The organism is Membranihabitans marinus, from assembly GCF_021729155.1.
GTDB lineage: Bacteria > Bacteroidota > Bacteroidia > Chitinophagales > Saprospiraceae > Membranihabitans > Membranihabitans marinus.
The window spans coordinates 23,710-40,422 of record NZ_JAJQYA010000022.1; the positions used below are offsets into that span (position 1 = coordinate 23,710).

General features: G+C 36.3%; 9 protein-coding genes. 8 read left to right on the forward strand and 1 reads right to left on the reverse strand.

Annotation, left to right across the window (positions count from 1 at the left end; translation table 11 throughout):
* The first annotated feature begins 219 nt into the window (after window positions 1–219).
* The 8 genes from LVD51_RS13415 (at window position 220) to LVD51_RS13450 (ending at window position 15,766) form a co-directional block, all read left to right on the forward strand.
* On the forward strand, window positions 220–1,668 hold the full coding sequence (locus LVD51_RS13415) for a carbon starvation CstA family protein (protein ID WP_236971896.1): 1,449 nt from the start codon (window positions 220–222) through the stop codon (window positions 1,666–1,668).
* 1,265 nt (window positions 1,669–2,933) lie between these two features.
* Entirely contained in the window at window positions 2,934–3,449 is a 516-nt protein-coding gene (locus LVD51_RS13420) for an RNA polymerase sigma factor (RefSeq protein ID WP_236971897.1), read from the forward strand.
* 157 nt (window positions 3,450–3,606) lie between these two features.
* Window positions 3,607–4,596, forward strand: coding sequence for a FecR family protein (locus tag LVD51_RS13425; protein WP_236971898.1), 990 nt, complete (start codon window positions 3,607–3,609; stop codon window positions 4,594–4,596).
* Between the two features lie 17 nt (window positions 4,597–4,613).
* Window positions 4,614–8,225, forward strand: a complete 3,612-nt coding sequence (locus LVD51_RS13430) for a SusC/RagA family TonB-linked outer membrane protein (RefSeq protein WP_236971899.1) — start codon at window positions 4,614–4,616, stop codon at window positions 8,223–8,225.
* Window positions 8,226–8,237: 12 nt separating this feature from the next.
* Window positions 8,238–9,905 carry a SusD/RagB family nutrient-binding outer membrane lipoprotein gene (locus LVD51_RS13435; RefSeq protein WP_236971900.1) on the forward strand — a complete coding sequence of 556 codons (1,668 nt, stop codon included), beginning with the start codon at window positions 8,238–8,240 and terminating at the stop codon, window positions 9,903–9,905.
* A gap of 263 nt (window positions 9,906–10,168) precedes the next feature.
* Complete coding sequence (locus tag LVD51_RS13440; protein ID WP_236971901.1) at window positions 10,169–10,954, forward strand: PI-PLC domain-containing protein; 786 nt, start codon at window positions 10,169–10,171, stop codon at window positions 10,952–10,954.
* A gap of 164 nt (window positions 10,955–11,118) precedes the next feature.
* Window positions 11,119–15,252 carry a hybrid sensor histidine kinase/response regulator transcription factor gene (locus LVD51_RS13445; protein WP_236971902.1) on the forward strand — a complete coding sequence of 1,378 codons (4,134 nt, stop codon included), beginning with the start codon at window positions 11,119–11,121 and terminating at the stop codon, window positions 15,250–15,252.
* Window positions 15,253–15,421: 169 nt separating this feature from the next.
* Window positions 15,422–15,766, forward strand: coding sequence for a hypothetical protein (locus LVD51_RS13450; RefSeq protein WP_236971903.1), 345 nt, complete (start codon window positions 15,422–15,424; stop codon window positions 15,764–15,766).
* A 233-nt stretch (window positions 15,767–15,999) separates the two neighbouring features.
* Here LVD51_RS13450 and LVD51_RS13455 read toward each other — a convergent pair whose 3' ends face one another.
* A complete protein-coding gene (locus LVD51_RS13455; protein ID WP_236971904.1) occupies window positions 16,000–16,521 on the reverse strand; it encodes an RNA polymerase sigma factor in 522 nt (173 codons plus the stop codon).
* Window positions 16,522–16,713: the final 192 nt, after the last annotated feature.

Here is a 16,713-nt window from a genome sequence, read left to right on the forward strand (position 1 = left end):
CTGGTGAAGAGAAGATATTGACTATGATGGTAGAACCTCGTTCGCTTATATAGGTATGGTGATAAGTGGAAAACAACAGAATTGGGCAATTGTGCCAATAGGTATTCAAGAATCTTTAAAAATAGATGTTATTAAGTACAAAATAGTGTATAATTGCATCCCATTGTTGCCATAATTATATGGACAATGGAATATATAATTATACAATAAATTATTACCATGTATTTGTTTTTACTGTCTATCGCTATATTGGTATTGGGCTATTTTTTATACGGCAAACTTGTTGAACGTATTTTTGTCATACAGACCGATGTCGAGACCCCGGCTTATGCCAATGCAGACGGAGTAGATTTTATGCCTATGCCTTGGTGGAGGGTCTTTTTGATTCAGTTTTTAAACATTGCTGGTTTAGGTCCGATATTTGGAGCGGTAGCCGGTGCAATGTGGGGGCCAGTAGCTTTTTTGTGGATTGCCCTCGGCAGTGTCTTTGCTGGTGCTGTTCACGATTATTTTTCTGGAATGCTGTCTCTTCGTCACAATGGTTTAAGTATTTCTGAGGTTACAGGACATTATTTAGGAGATAGCATGAAGCAGGTAATGCGGTTGTTGACTGTAGTACTATTGGTTATGGTGGGTGTAGTATTCATTATGGGACCTGCCAAGATATTGGCTGAGATCACCAGTGGATGGGCGTCGATGACTATGTGGGTGGCCATTATTTTTATATATTATTTAATAGCTACTTTATTGCCTATTGACAAGGTCATAGGAAAACTGTATCCGATATTTGGATTTGTGTTGTTGTTTATGGCCGTTAGTATTTTGGTCAGTATGGTGGTTCAAGGTGTACAGATACCGGATTACAATATTGGCTTGACGACAAATCACCATAGCAATTCTTCATCTTTCCCAATTTTTCCAATGTTGTTTGTGACCATAGCTTGCGGTGCGATCTCTGGTTTCCATGCTACCCAATCCCCGCTTATGTCTCGATGTTTGCAAAAAGAAAATCAGGGACGAAAGGTTTTCTATGGAGCGATGATCGTAGAAGGAGTGGTGGCTTTGATTTGGGCTGCTGTTAGTATGAGTTTCTTTGGGGGCATCGGTCAGCTCAATGAGGTAATGGCTGCCAATGGGAACAATGCAGGGTATATTGTCAATGAAATTTCAGTTGGTTTATTGGGTACATTTGGAAGTATTCTAGCGGTGTTGGGTGTGGTGGCTGCGCCAATTACTTCTGGAGATACGGCTTTTAGAAGTGCGAGATTAATTATCAGTGATTTTATGAAAGTCAAGCAAGGGTCTTTAAAAAACCGATTGATGATTAGCATCCCTTTATTTGCTGTTGCTTGGGTATTGACTCAAATTGACTTTGGAATTATATGGCGGTATTTTGCTTGGTTAAATCAAGTGGTGGCAACTATAGTCTTATGGGCCATATCCGTTTATTTGTTGAAATACAGTAAAAATTATTGGATTACTTTAATTCCCGCCGTTTTTATGACCATGGTGGTATCTACCTATCTATTGTTTGCGCCTGAGGGATTGAGCTGGTCCTATGATAGGGCTCTAATGGCGGCAGCAGTAATAACTGTGTTGGTTACCTTGTCCTTTACGCGATTGGTCTGGTCAATGAATAAAGGCAATACTAAAGAACAAGTGGTGTAAATTGGCTAATGAAAGTATGTGTTGTTTATATGATCATGATAGTGTGATTGTATAAATCTTACCTCTTTTTGGTCTATGAAATTCATCCTGTCTCTGTCAAAGAATCTAGAGGACCTTTTGTAATTCGTATAATAAGATTAGGGAAATGTCGATTGGTTTTAAAAAAATGGTCGATATTTTTATTAAATATCGACCATATGGCTGTGAGAGCAGGATTCGAACCTACACAGAGCGGTTAGTGCTATTGAACAGATACTGAAATCCAAAAACAATCGGTAAAGATTATTTATCCTATAACATTTATCCCGTTGACTCCACCCTCGAGACAAGAGGGCACGGCTGCCTATTTCGTCACCTCACAGTATGTTTATGGAATGTAATCACTTGTTGATTACATTGGCAAATATACAATAAAACATCTTGTATTATAAAAATAATTTAATAAAAATAGATTAAATATGCAATATTGATATTGTTGTGGCGTATTTGTTGAAATATTGATAATTTGAATTGTAATAGGGCATTTCTAATTATTAAATTTTAAATTCATAGGTAATGATGCCATCTTGGATAATCCCCCTCCTTTGGAGGTGATCGAATGTAGTTGCTCAATAGAGCAACCCGATGGACTAAATGTGAACGAGCGAAATACGAAGTATCCAATGTCTGGATATAGTATAAAATTCAACAGCGATTTTCCGGGAATCTAGTCATGTCAGTGTGGGCATGACTAGATTTTATGAAAACTGATGGGGTAGTTAGATAAATTTTAGTCAATAATTTATTTGAAGTGATGGTGTTTAGGAGAATTTTCTTTCGATTGAATGGAGATGAAGATAATTTCTAAATTTGAGGTGGTTTCATTGTTATAAAACGATGACTATAATAAGCCTATGTTATGTTTGTGTTATGTTATTGAAAATTTCATCTGCTAGATATTGGGAAAATAACCCTAATCAGGTCGGTAAATTGTGATATTTACCTAGGATTTTATATGATTTTTATTGTTTTAATAATACTGTTAACCTAGAGGTAATACATTAGTTTGTATTTTATTATTCTTGTATTTTGTAAATAGTTTCTGTGAAACATGTATTTTTAGTGATAATATTAGTTGGGTCGGAGATGATTTGATGTTCTAATATAATAATATTAAAATAGGTCACTTTAATACGTACTATTGTATGTTGCACTGTATATATTTCCTTCGAATATTTACATTTACTCGAATTTTTACTTGAATATTAGAAGTATAATGTCATAGGATGTCCAAAGAGCAAACCATAGATTTGTTGAAAAAACTGTATTTTGACAATTACGAAGTAATGTTGCGATATGGTGTTAAGCTTGTAGGTGATGCATCCATGGTTAAAGATATTATTCAACGATTATTCTTGCAATTTTATGAGAAATCACTGTCCTTAGAACGACATCCTAATCCGGATGCCTATGTTATTAAATCATTTCGAAGAGAATTACTCCGGGCGCAAAAATCCTATTTTTTATCTGCCGATAGGGTCATTGGAGAGGATGAGACCTTGGTATATTCGGCGGAAGATTGGGTTATAGAAGATGAGGAAAAGTCTCAGAAAAAGCAGAATGTGGCCGATCTATTAAATAGTCTTTCATCCAGACAGCGCGAGATTATTTATCTTCATTATTTCGAAGGTAAGACCTATAAAGAAATAGCCCATGTTTTGGATATAGAATACCAATCTGTCTTAAATAATCTACAGCGCGGTTTTAGAAAAATACGAGAAGTTTATCCTGAAGGTATATAGTTTTTAGAACATTTTAGTTTTTAAAGAATAATATTTTGACAACTCTTTGCTTTTTATATGATTTTAAAATTTAATTTTTTTTTAAAATTTTAATGTAAAAACTGAGTATGAATCCATAGTCCATTTCCTTATTAAGGTGTATTGGAATAGGAAAATAATGAAAAATAATATAGAAAAGATCTTGTCGGATCCCTTCTTTGCTCCCTATGTAGATCAAGGATTGTATAGCGAATATTGGGAGAATTGGAAGGTTGAACATCCCGACATGATTGAATTGTTATATGATGCCATAGCTGTTAAACGAGGTTTGCCCGTTCGCAACCAAATGGTAAATGATGGTGAAGCAGAGGCTGGATTTGAAAGGTTGAAAGCTGCCATTTCTCAAAAGAATAGACGGATAGTAATCATGAGATGGTCTGCATATGCAGCAGCTTCCATCGTATTGTTAATGGGCTTGTTTTATTTCATGAATTCACCTAAGACTGTTGAAGTTTCACTTCAAGAAATGACATTAGTTGGAGAAATAAAAGAAGTAGGTCTTCCCGATTCTTCATCCGTTATCCTCAATGGAAATACTACTATTTCATATACCTCTGACATAGCCAATGATGTCCGCAGAGTAGAACTGGATGGAGAAGCTCATTTTTCTGTACGGAAACATTATCAAGATGGTCAGCCCCAAAAATTTGTTGTTCAAACCAGTAATGCCCAAATCGAAGTCTTGGGTACAACCTTTAGTGTAAGCACTGATAGTGTGTGGACAACGGTAGTGTTGGAAGAAGGTAGTGTTCAATTGCGCTTGGGCTCCATAGAATCAGCGAAAATAAAAACCATACTTATGACGCCGGGAGAGAAGGTGGTTTACAATAATCTAACCGGACAGATAGATCAGCATAATATAGATGCTATTTCCTATAATTTATGGACGGAAAATAAGTTGGCCTTGGTCGATCGATCCCTAGATGAATTGATTCGTTGGTTTGGACACACTTACAACATAGAACTAGATCTACCTTCAAAATATTTGGATAGGAAATTGACAGGTACGATTGCAACAGATAATTCTGATACCGCGATAAAGATGATAGGAGCTGCGCTGGGATTGGAAGTAAAGAAAATAACTAATACAAAATGGGAATTTAAATAATCTAATGAAAACCAGTAATGATGAATAGGAAATTTACACGATTTATGATCGGTGTAATGGCTGTGTTTACTGTCTGCCAACTGCAGTCACAGGAAATAGTAGCTTACGCCGGAGGAAGCTTTAATTCTACTTATGACAATGTGAAAGAGGAAAAACAAAGCCTCTCATCTGTTCTTAAAGTAGCAGAAAGAATTTATGATGTGCAGATACTTGCACAGTCGAATTTGATTAAGGATGTTTCTTTGACCTATCAAATTCGACCAGAACAAAGTTTGGAAGTTAATCTGACCAGTCTTTTGAAAGATGTTGGTTTAACGTATTCCAAAATTGATGACCAGAATTATGTCATCATTAGAGCACCAAAGATTGAGGTTGTAGAAAACAATATTGCTGAGCAACCTAAGCTAGCTATGGTCACTGAAACTGTCGATAAAACCATTAATGTGAGTGGTCAAGTAGTCGATGAATCAGGTGAGGCCTTAATTGGTGTAAATATTTTCGTAAAAGGAACAGATCAGGGGACGGCTACCGACTTTGATGGGAATTTTACACTAGAAAATATTGAAGAAACGTCAATAATTGTTTTTTCCTATATAGGATATCAGACCCTTGAGGTGTCATTGGAAAACCAATCAGTGTCGACGGTAGTTTTGATGAGAGACTCCAAAACCTTGGATGAAATAGTGGTTACTGCTTTGGGTATTAAGCGAGAGCAGAGATCGTTGGGTTATTCTGTGGGAAAAGTAGATGGTGGTGATTTGAATGAGACCACCCAGAGCAACTTCCTAAGTGTGCTTTCGGGTAAGGTGTCTGGTGTCCAAATTTCTCAGATGGACGGAATGATGGGGTCGTCTATGAATGTAATTATCCGAGGTGCTACCTCATTAAATAACGACAATCAACCATTGTTTGTCATCGATGGAGTGCCGGTTGCAAACTCTTTGAACAATGCCTACAAAGGGGCAGATATGGGTAATCCCATTGCCGATATCAACCAAAACGATATCGCGGATATATCGGTTTTGAAGGGAGCAAGTGCGGCTGCATTATACGGATCTAGAGCGGGTAATGGTGTGGTATTGATTACTACTAAGTCCGGTGCCAATAGCAAGAAGGGATTGGGTGTATCGTACAATACGTCTTATATCAGTGACCAACCGTACAATTATTTTGATATTCAAAATAAATTTGCTTCAGGTAAAACAGGTACCCATATTTTGGAAGAAAGTCAAAATGAAAACTGGGGACCTGCTTTAGATGCTGGAGAAAATTGGGTGCAGTGGAATAGTAATGGTGAAGCAGTGCCATTGGTGTCCTATCCCAACCGATTTAAAGACTTCTTCCAGAATGGAAGCAATTTTACCAACAACTTGGCCATTAATGGAAACTATGACAAGGGTAACTTTAGATTGTCTATAGGAAATGCCAACAACACCGGGGTGATTCCAAATACAGATTACAATAGAACTACTTTTAGCTTAAACTCCCTATACAATGTAACGGATAGATTGAGAGTTTCAGCCAATGTAAGTATTACTAATTCGGGATCTGATAGCAGACCCAATATCGATGGAGGTAGAGACTCCCCAGTTCGAAGTTTATATGAAATGGGTGCCAATATTAATATCCTCGATTTAAAAGATTATTGGGAGCCAGGTTTAGAAGGTATCCAACAATTGAAATATAAGGAGAAACAAAATAATGCTTGGTTCTTGGCCCATGAAAATACTATTGGCTTTGCCAGAGATCGAAATGTCGCAAAATTCCAAGTTGATTATGATATATCCGATGACTTAAACATAATGGCTCGCTATACAAGAGACGCATTCACCCAAGAAAATGAGGCAAAAAAAGCCTTTAGTACATACGGATTATTCAATGGTGGATATAATTTAGTTAATTTAAATCGAGCAGAGTCAAATGTTGATTTGATATTGACTTATGACAAGCGATTTAGTGATGATTTGAGTTTCAATGCATTTGCTGGATTTAATCGATTAGAGCAGAATTCGAGAAGAATTGAAAACAATGCAGATGGTTTGGTAGTACCAGATTTGTATACCATTTCCAATGCCATCCCAGGAACGGTTCAATACGATAGTGATTTGTATAGAAAATACTTGTACGGTGTATATGGAATGGCTTCAATAGGTTTTAAAGATTACTTGTACTTGGAAGTAACGGCTAGAAATGATTGGTCTAGTACCTTGCCTGTAGCGAATAATTCATTCTTTTACCCATCGGCATCATTGAGTGTATTGGTATCTGAAATGGTTGACATGCCTAGTTGGGTTAGTTTCTTGAAACTTAGAGGTGGATACGCACAAGTGGGTAATGATGTAAGTCCTTATAGCTTAGCGCAATATTTCTCAGTAGCCAACGATTGGGGTACTTCCAAAAGAATGTACATGGGAGGTACTTTGAGAAACGCCAACTTGAAACCCGAAATTGCTACTTCAAATGAGATAGGATTTGATTTCAAAGTATTGGATAGTCGAATTGGATTAGAAGCTACGGTTTATAAAACTCAAAATGAAAACCAAATTCTAAATATTGGCTTGCCGGTTGAATCAGGTGCAACAAGTAAGTTGATTAATGCAGGTTTGATCGAAAGCACAGGTGTGGAATTGGGATTGGTTACCACTCCTATTCTTACAGATGACTTCAGATGGGATATGAACTTTACATTTACCCGTAATAGAACCAAAATAGTTGAATTGGCTGATGGAATTGAATTTTTCAATTTTGGATCGGTACAAGGAGCTGAATTTAGAACCTATACAGGAGGTACTTTAGGTGATATCTATGAGAGACCTTTGTTGACGGTTAAGGATGAATCTTCTCCTTATTTTGGATATCCACTGTTGACCGGTAATGGTCGATACCAAAAAGATAGTGATGTAAATAATTTAGTAAAAATTGGTAACTATAACCATGATTTCATTGTAGGAATACAGCCTTCTGTTTCGTATAAAAATTTCTCATTGTATGCCAATGTAGAATGGAGACAGGGAGGAGAATTTTACTCAGAAACGGAAATGTTTTTTGCTAATAATGGATCTACAATAGGCTCTTTGTCTGGTATTCCATACGATCAAAGTAGAGACATCGAAGAGCAAATCTTGGAAAATCCTGAATATTTCTTCGGAAACTGGATTGGTGGAAGAAATGCTGAATACGGTGGATTTCAATGGGCAGAAAATAATCCAAGTGGACATGATGCCAGTTTCAATGCTGGGGTAAGACAGGCTACAGATGCAGATGGCAACATCATTTATATAGAGAACTTAGGAGGTGAAGGTACGGCATGGTTGAATCCTTATGATGCACATAGATATGCCATCAGAGAATTCCCTTCTCGTAATATTTTTGATGCTACTTATGTAAAGGTTAGAGAGGTTTCATTGACTTATAGATTTGATAAGAGTTTATTGGAAAAAATTAAACTTCAGAATCTTTCAATTTCATTTGTTGGAAATAATTTAATGGAATGGGTGAAAGCTGGAACAGACATAGATCCTGAAAGAGCTTTTCAATTGAGCGGAGACTCTTGGACTCAAGGATTTGAGTACTACAATGTAGTGCCGTGGACTCGATCAATAGGTGTGAAATTAAATGTCGAATTTTAATAAAAAAGAATAATGAAATATTTATATAATATATTAATAGTAGTATTTTCTATCTCAATCTTTTCTTGTGAGGATTTTGAAGAAGTAAATACAAGTCCGAATGACCCTGAGGTTGTATCTTCTAATTTTGTGTTGACCTATGTGTTGACAGAAACAGCAAAATTATATACTGGCGAAAGTGGAATTAGTTCAAATATTGCTGGAGCAATGCAGTACACTCAGAAAGGGACTCAGTTTAACAACAGTGGTCCTAATTACTATGCGTGGAGTAATGAATCTTGGTCTGGATATTACAATGTGTTGAGAAACAATCAGATAATATACAATTCTGCCGTTGAGCAAGACCATGCATTTTTCGAAGCGGTGTCTTTGGTAATGAGAGCTTATATATTTGGATTCGTAGCAGATTTATATGGCGATGTTCCTTTTTCTGAGGCTTTGCAGGCATCTGAAGACATATTCTTTCCTAAGTATGATGATCAGAAAGATGTATATGTAGGTGTATTGTCGGATTTGAAAAAGGCCAATGAATTGTTGTCATCGGTTAATACCAGCAATTCACCAATTGATGCTTCTGCAGATATTTATTACGGAGGAAATCCCGATAAATGGAGACGTTTTGCCAATTCTTTGCGATTGAGATATGTGCTTAGATTGGATAATAAAAAGAGCGAAATTTCTGAATTGAATCTCGAGTCAGAGTTTCAGGATGCAGCACAATTTGTATTCCAAAGCAATGATGATAATGCCATTATGGAATACATAGGTACTACTGAGGACAATGCAGCCCCTGGCGGATTGTTGCGTTCTTCTAATCCCAATTTTGCCCTTAAACCTGCAGCAACACTGATCAATCAGTTGGTTTCTACTTCGGATCCGCGCTTGGAAAGATGGGTAAATCCAGTTTTGAGAAAATGGGATACTTCTGTTTCAGAAGTTACTACGACAACGGTTACCAATATTTTTGGAGATGAGTACACTGTGGAGTTGGTTCCTACCAATGATGAAACTTTAGATACGGATCTATATGTAGGTTTACCTATTGGATTGCCTTCTTTGGATGCCATCAATTATAATATTGGTGATGATGATGAATTTTTTAATCCAGAGCGAAATCCTCATATTTCTTACCTTCACGATCGATTTAGAATGAATTATGAAGAGTTGGTCAATATCAAATTGATGACTTATAGTGAGGTTCAATTTATCCTAGCAGAAGCAGCCTTGATAGGTAGTTACGGTGTGTCAGGTAGTCCAGAGACTTATTATCGAAATGGTATTTTAGCCTCTATGAACGATTGGAATGTGATTCAAGGAGCTTCTTCTTTTGATTTTGATGCTTTTTATAATCAACCCAGTGTAGATTACTCAAGTGCTAGCAATCCATTGGAGAGAATTCTTACTCAGAAATGGTTGTCTTCTTTTGAATCTGCAGAAGCATGGTTTGATTGGAGAAGAACTGGTTATCCAAATTTACAACCCGGTGAAGTAACTGAATTTGGAGATGCATTACCGATACGATTTGTGTATCCTTCACCTAATTTAGATCCTAGTTATTTGGTGAATTATGAAGCGGCCATCAATAAATTGGAGGTGACCAATTTTGTTCCTGTAGGTCAGAGCAAAGACCATGCATACTCTCGTATGTGGTTGTTGCAAGGCACAGGAAAACCTTGGTAGTCAAGATATATCTTTAAAAGTGTTCATTAAATAGAAGCCAGTTAAGTCTGGCTTCTATTTTTTTATGGAAGATATATTAGGAACTTCCATTGAATTCTGATAGATTTCCTTTTTTCTATTCTTTAAAAGTGTAATTCGTATTATACATTGTATGTAAGCTGGTAGGTGTAGTTAGATGGACAACAAAAGGAGAAGGGTAATAAAAGGTTGTCATTGTGATAATGTATTATTAATATGGTTTCGCTATTTTTAGTAAAAAAACAATGATCCGCGCTATCTTTTTTCTTCTATTACTTCATTCCAATTCATTAATTAAAGGACAGAATCCCGTCCCTCATCCTTTCCTTCAGTCGATACTGGCTCATAACGATTATCAAAAGTCTCAGCCTTTTTTAAATGCCTATGCCCATGGAGTGGGGGTAATAGAAGTGGATTTGTTTTACCATGATGGGGAAGTATTGGTAGCTCATGATGCTGCAGAAACTGTGCACAATGCCTCCTTTAAGAAGCTGTATCTAAAGCCACTGAAAAAGATAATGCGTGCTCGAAGTGGGCCATATCCCAATACATCTAATAGACTTGCCCTGATGTTTGATATCAAAAATCATCGCGAGGAAATAATGGGATTCATCATTTCATTGTACAATGATAATCCCCATATTTTTGGACCAATAGAAGGACAAGAAAATCTTATCCCTATTATTATCAGTGGTTTGAGACCAAATATATCTACCTGGGGGGATTTGCCACCAGGTATTATGATTGACGGCAGATTGTCTGATGACATTCCCCCTGTCTTGCGTCACAAAGTGTATATGGTGAGTTCTTCCTATAGCGCTGTCGGAAATTGGGATGGAAAGGGTGAATGTCCTGATGAAGAAAAAGCAAAATTAGCTGCGACTATACAAAAAGTTCACGATGAAAATTTGAAAATCCGATTTTGGGGCGCCAAGGATGTGCCCGAAATGTGGGATCTTCTTATGAATTATGAGGTCGATATCTTAGGTGTCGATCATTTAGATGATTTTAAACAATGGCTTGAAAAATAGTACATATAAAAATCTGAGTAGGGGGACTTGTTGTTTTTGTTTTTCTATAATAAAATATAATAATATCGTATTTTTGGATTTTTGTTGACTGACTTATGTATTATTGTATTTAGTTGTTTTACTTGTTCGGAGTAGAATGGCCTCATATTATACTATAGATAATCATGGTTTTTAAGTCGGTGTTCCGCATATTGTTTTGTATTTTCTTGCTTTCAACATGTTTGATTAGTCTCCCTTCGCAAAAACTTTATGGTCAAAGGTTACCAGAGCCTTCTTCTTTCAAATATATAACTATAGAGGATGGTCTTCCTCAGAATGTAGTCAATGAAATATTACAAGACCGACAAGGATTTATGTGGTTTGGGACCAAAGACGGTTTGGCAAGGTTCGATGGATATGAATACAAGGTGTATAGTTTTGATGCCAGCGATTCAATGTCCCTTTCAAATAATTTCATAACCGTATTATTCGAAGACGAAAATGGGAATATATGGGTGGGAACTATTGATGGTCATGTCAATTTGTTTATTCCGCAAACTGAGCAATTTTTCGATGTTCCTTTTATAGCCGATGATTTGGAAGTTAAGAAAATAACGACGATTCAGTCTTGTCCTAATGGCGAAATTTGGGTGGGGACAGATGGCAATGGTCTATGGCATGGTGAATTAGACGGTCAGGCATTGAATCTGTTCACTGATTACGATGCCCAAACAGGGTTTTCACTTCAAGTTAGCCATTTAGCTGTCGATGAAGAACAATTGTGGATTGCAGGAGAAAATGGGGTGTTCGAGTTGACTAGGCAAGGCCATGAATATAGATTAGAAGCCTTAGATTTTGGGGATTTTGTGGATAATAAGGAATTTCCTAAATGTGGAATTTCTGCCAATTATATTTTTGTCGATTCAGCAGAACTGTGGATAGGTCATGGTTGTGGACTCATCCATTGGGACAAGGAAAAGAAGAAAGCGAGTTTTTATCCCAATAAGTATGCAGATTACCGATATGGTTGGGGAAATATTTTTGAGATTAAAAAGGTGGATGATGGTTATTTGTGGTTGGGTATCTTGGAAGATCTGGTGATTTTTGATATTGAGTCTAAATCCTACAATTACTATGATGGCAAAGCCACTTATTTACCTAAGGTAGGAATCAAATCTATATATAAAGATAATTCTGGAGTGGTGTGGTTGGGTAGTAATGGTGGAGGTTTAAGTGTGTGGAGTAAAAATGCTCATCGTTTTGGTCTATATATAAAACCCTATAGTGCAGAGGAACGAATCCCAAATTTTAGTGTGCGCACAATCTTCGAAGACGATAATGACAATGTATGGATTAGTTCTGGATTATTGTATCGATGGAATAGAAGAAGCAATACTTTGAAAAGTTATGAAACCAATTCCTACGACGCCGAGGACTTTGGCAATACAGGAGTTTGGTCCATTATTGAAGACTCAAAGGGCTATTTGTGGTTTGGGACATACGAAGGCCTGTATCGATATAATCCGGATACGGAAGTAGCAGAACATATTGAATTTACTCCTAGTCTATTCGAGCGATATAATGACAAACTAATATTTGAGATTTTTGAAGATTCCCATCAGCAAATTTGGTTTACCGTAGGAAAATATTTGTGTAAGTTAAAATCGCTTAGTGGAGAGGTCGAAGAATATCCCATTTTGGATTATAGATTGGCGAATATTTCCGGTTTTGAGTCCATTTATGAGGATGATGAAGGTGTTTTTTATATAAATACCAATATGGGCCTCATTAAATTTAATCCACAAACAGGCGATAGCAAATCCTATACAAATGATATCCATGATGTAAATAGCCTAAACTTTAACGATGTAAAGTGTCTACTTCCCGACCCACAACAACCCGATGAAATATTATGGCTGGGTACTGGAGGAGGAGGTCTCAATAAATTTTATATAAAGGAAGAACGATTTGAAGCCTATACGGAAGCTGACGGTTTGCCCAATAATGTGGTCTATGGTATTTTGGCCGATGAGAACAACAACTTGTGGATGAGTACCAATTTGGGACTGTCAAAATTCAATATCGAGGAAGAGACATTTACAAATTATACCAGTGATGACGGTCTGCAAAGTAATGAATTTAATTCTGGAGCCTATTTTAAAAGTAAAAGGGGGGAGATGTTTTTTGGAGGAATTAAAGGACTAAACTATTTTTATCCCCACGATCTTGTTGCCAATCCTGTAGGACCAAAAGTGGCACTTACTGATTTCAAAATAGCTAATCACTCAGTTGAAATAGGGGATTCTACTGGGATTTTGCCCCAAGCATTGGCTTATACCTCTGAGATTGTACTGCCTTATAAAATGGCCAATATTTTTAGTTTTACCTTTGCCGGATTGGAATATTCAGCGGTTGAAAAGAATACCTACGCTTACCAGCTCATGGGTTTTAATGACGATTGGGTGTATTCGGGTCATGAACGCTCTTCAACTTATACCAATATTTCTCCAGGAAAGTACACTTTTAGAGTAAAAGCGGCCAATAACGATGGAGTGTGGAATGAGGAGGGCAAAGAAATATCTATCACTATTTTACCGCCCTACTGGCAATCAGAAGTTGCTTACTTTCTCTACATCCTTTTAGCTTTGTTGATAATTTATGGTATTTGGAGCTACTTTTACAAAAGGAATTTGATGAGGAACCAGATTTTGTATCAGCAATTAGAGCGAGATAAGTTGCTGGCTTTGGATGAAATAAAGACTCAATTTTTTGCAAATATTTCTCATGATTTAAGAACACCGCTCACCTTGATCAAAGGTCCAGTTGAAACCCTGTTGACTGAGAATACTTCTGCAGAGCAAACTAGATTGTTGCAAGTGGTGCAAGAGAATACCAATCGCTTAAAAAGTTTAATCGATCAAATCCTAGACATTTCTAAATTGGATGCTGTAGGTATCGCATTGGAAAAATCGGAAATGGACATCATTTCTTTTGCGAAAGGAGTGTTTTCGTCTTATGCATTCTATGCAGAAACAAAGGAAATAGAAATGGTAGTAGAGTCGAATTGGGACAGTCTCAACCTTGAATTTGATTCAGGACAACTCGAAAAGGTTTTTCATAATTTAATTTCTAATGCCTTTAAGCATACCCAAAAAGGGGGACAAATAAAGTTAATCATAGGCAAAGGGAGTGAAAATAAATACAGTAAATGGCAGCAAAAATCTTATGTCGAGATATCTATTAAAAATACCGGATCTCAATTGCCTGATGACGTATTACCCAAGTTGTTCAATAAGTACTACACTTATCAAACAGAGAATAGTGGCGCGGGCTTGGGCTTGACTATTGTTAAAGAAATGGTTGAACTACACGGTGGTTTCGTACGCGTTGGGAATACGAAAAAAGGTATTCGATTTTCATTTTTATTACCCGTAAAAGCCGAAATATTAAGTCGCAGTCTTAAGACGGTATCGCGTCAAATAATATCACATATACCCACTATTGTGACTAAGTCTAGTCAGGTAGATGCCATAGCAGAATTTGTATCGCCCAATGAAAACCCTCTGATTTTAATCGTAGAAGATACATATGATTTACGCAAATTTTTGGCTCAAGTATTGCAGAAAAAATATCGGGTCATTGAAGCTGGAGATGGCGAAGAAGCTTTGGAAATCGCTATCGAACAGATTCCAGACCTAATTGTGTCTGATTGGATGATGCCAAAGATGGATGGATTGCAATTTTGTGCTTCCATTAGAGAAAATTTACTTACTTGCCATATCCCTGTAATTATACTTACGGCAAGGGCTATGCAGCATGAAGTTATTGATGGCTATGACAAAGGAGTAGACCAATATTTGACCAAGCCATTCTCCTCCGAGGAATTGTTGGTTCGGATTAAAAATTTACTCGATCAGCGAAAATTATTGAAAAATTTATTTCAAAGTCAGAATGATGAATTCCTTCCCGACAGAGAAATTAGCCAAAAAGAAAAAGAGTTTCAAACGCAAATATTGGAATTGTTGGAAGAGAATCTATCTAATCCTGATTTTTCAGCCAATGAATTTTGTAAGGTGTTTTTTATGAGTGAGCGTCAAATGCGGAGAAAAATTAATGCTGAATTTAACATGACGCCAAATCAGCTGATTCGTAATTTTAGATTACATAAGGCAAGGGAATTATTGAGAAATACCAATAGTTCGATTACTGAAATTTGTTTTGCTGTAGGGTTTAATGAGCTCACTTATTTCTCAAAAAGGTATAAAGAATTTTACGGCCATTCTCCTTCTGAGGTGAGGGCTGGAAATGTAAGTCCTTGATAGTGAATGTTGAATTGTGTGAGTGTCCGTTTTGTTACAACGGTTGTCCGAAAAGTATAAGCTGTGTAATGCCTTATTGGTTAGCTTAGAGTCGATGTTGTAACTATAGTAATCGTAGTCGAGGTGCAATGATTTCTATGGTGCAGAATCTACCCTAAAACTAACAGCTATGAATTACCTAATGACTTACTTAGTCTATTTGTGGATTCCTTTTTCTACAATAAATCCAGTAAATGAAGCTTTGCCTTCATGGAGTTCAAATGAACGATTGAGCCATGATATCGAATGGATGTTAAACGCACCAGAACTCAAATTCAAATTTTCTCAAAAAGTTAGAATATCCTTGTTTGTGACAGCAGATCGCCAGATGGTTGTCCTAAAAACCGATGCCAGAAAGAAGAAAATTGATGGCTTTATTAAATCTCGGTTGAATTACAAAAAAATTAAGATTGCCGATATCGAATCCGACAAGATATATACCATTAAAGTCGATTTTGAACTAAATGGAGAATAGTGTGATTAAGCTCCTGGTGTATGGATGCCATATACAACAAATCTTAGTCCATGGAAATGAGAGATGGTGTAGAATAAGTTATTTCAAAAAACTAAATGGAGGATTATTTAAAGAAATAAACGAATACTTAAGTTGAAATCTTGAACTGAGTTTCGAAAGAGAAAAGATTAAGTCAGTAACAATCTTTTTATGCCAAAAGTCATTCTGCTAAAGTGTGGAATGGCTTTTGTTTTTTATGCCCCTAATAATATGGTCATCAATAAAAAGTAATCTGGATTGATTTTGTGTTTTAATTGTTTAAGTGCTTGCGCGAGATGGTTTTTAGCTGTGTAAGGTGAAATATTTAGCTGCTTACCGATTTCTTCAAGAGACAAACCCTCTATTTTGTTTAAGCGATAAACGGTCTGTTGTCTTTTAGGTAGGTCGCAAAGCACTTTTTCGAGGTGATTAATTAAATCATTTCTATACACTTCCTTTATGAGATTGTTTTCGTTCTTATTAGAATCTATCGTATTCCATACCTTTTCCCGGTAGGCTTGATTTCTAAATAATTTTTTGAAATGGTCCATCACCATGTTATGTGCAGTAGTTAAAATGTACTTTTCAACATCTAAAACTTCCTGGAATTTATCTCGATTAATCCATAGCTTAATCATGACATCTTGTGTAAGGTCTTCCAGTTCGGGTTGAACTTTTATGTAATGGGATAGAAACCCATAGACGCGCTTTCGATATTCAAGTATAAAATGATCCATTTGAAATTTTATAATTGATAAAATTAATGTGAATAAAGCTGATCTAAATGTAAAGTGGTAGTATAATATTCCTGTAATATAAGGATTTGGAAATAAATATAAAATAATTTAAGCTTTAACTAGTCTTTTTTATTCTGGAAACAGTCTAACTGTCCTGAAAAATGTCTGTGAATTTATTTTTTAACTATTAAA

Bases quoted from the DNA above. Each gene is read 5' to 3' on its own strand.
- LVD51_RS13430 (WP_236971899.1), top strand. From the start codon at position 4,614: ATGATGAATAGGAAATTTACACGATTTATGATCGGTGTAATGGCTGTG.
- LVD51_RS13440 (WP_236971901.1), top strand. From the start codon at position 10,169: ATGATCCGCGCTATCTTTTTTCTTCTATTACTTCATTCCAATTCATTA.
- LVD51_RS13415 (WP_236971896.1), top strand. From the start codon at position 220: ATGTATTTGTTTTTACTGTCTATCGCTATATTGGTATTGGGCTATTTT.
- LVD51_RS13425 (WP_236971898.1), top strand. From the start codon at position 3,607: ATGAAAAATAATATAGAAAAGATCTTGTCGGATCCCTTCTTTGCTCCC.
- LVD51_RS13445 (WP_236971902.1), top strand. From the start codon at position 11,119: ATGGTTTTTAAGTCGGTGTTCCGCATATTGTTTTGTATTTTCTTGCTT.
- LVD51_RS13455 (WP_236971904.1), bottom strand. From the start codon at position 16,521: ATGGATCATTTTATACTTGAATATCGAAAGCGCGTCTATGGGTTTCTA.
- LVD51_RS13420 (WP_236971897.1), top strand. From the start codon at position 2,934: ATGTCCAAAGAGCAAACCATAGATTTGTTGAAAAAACTGTATTTTGAC.
- LVD51_RS13450 (WP_236971903.1), top strand. From the start codon at position 15,422: ATGAATTACCTAATGACTTACTTAGTCTATTTGTGGATTCCTTTTTCT.
- LVD51_RS13435 (WP_236971900.1), top strand. From the start codon at position 8,238: ATGAAATATTTATATAATATATTAATAGTAGTATTTTCTATCTCAATC.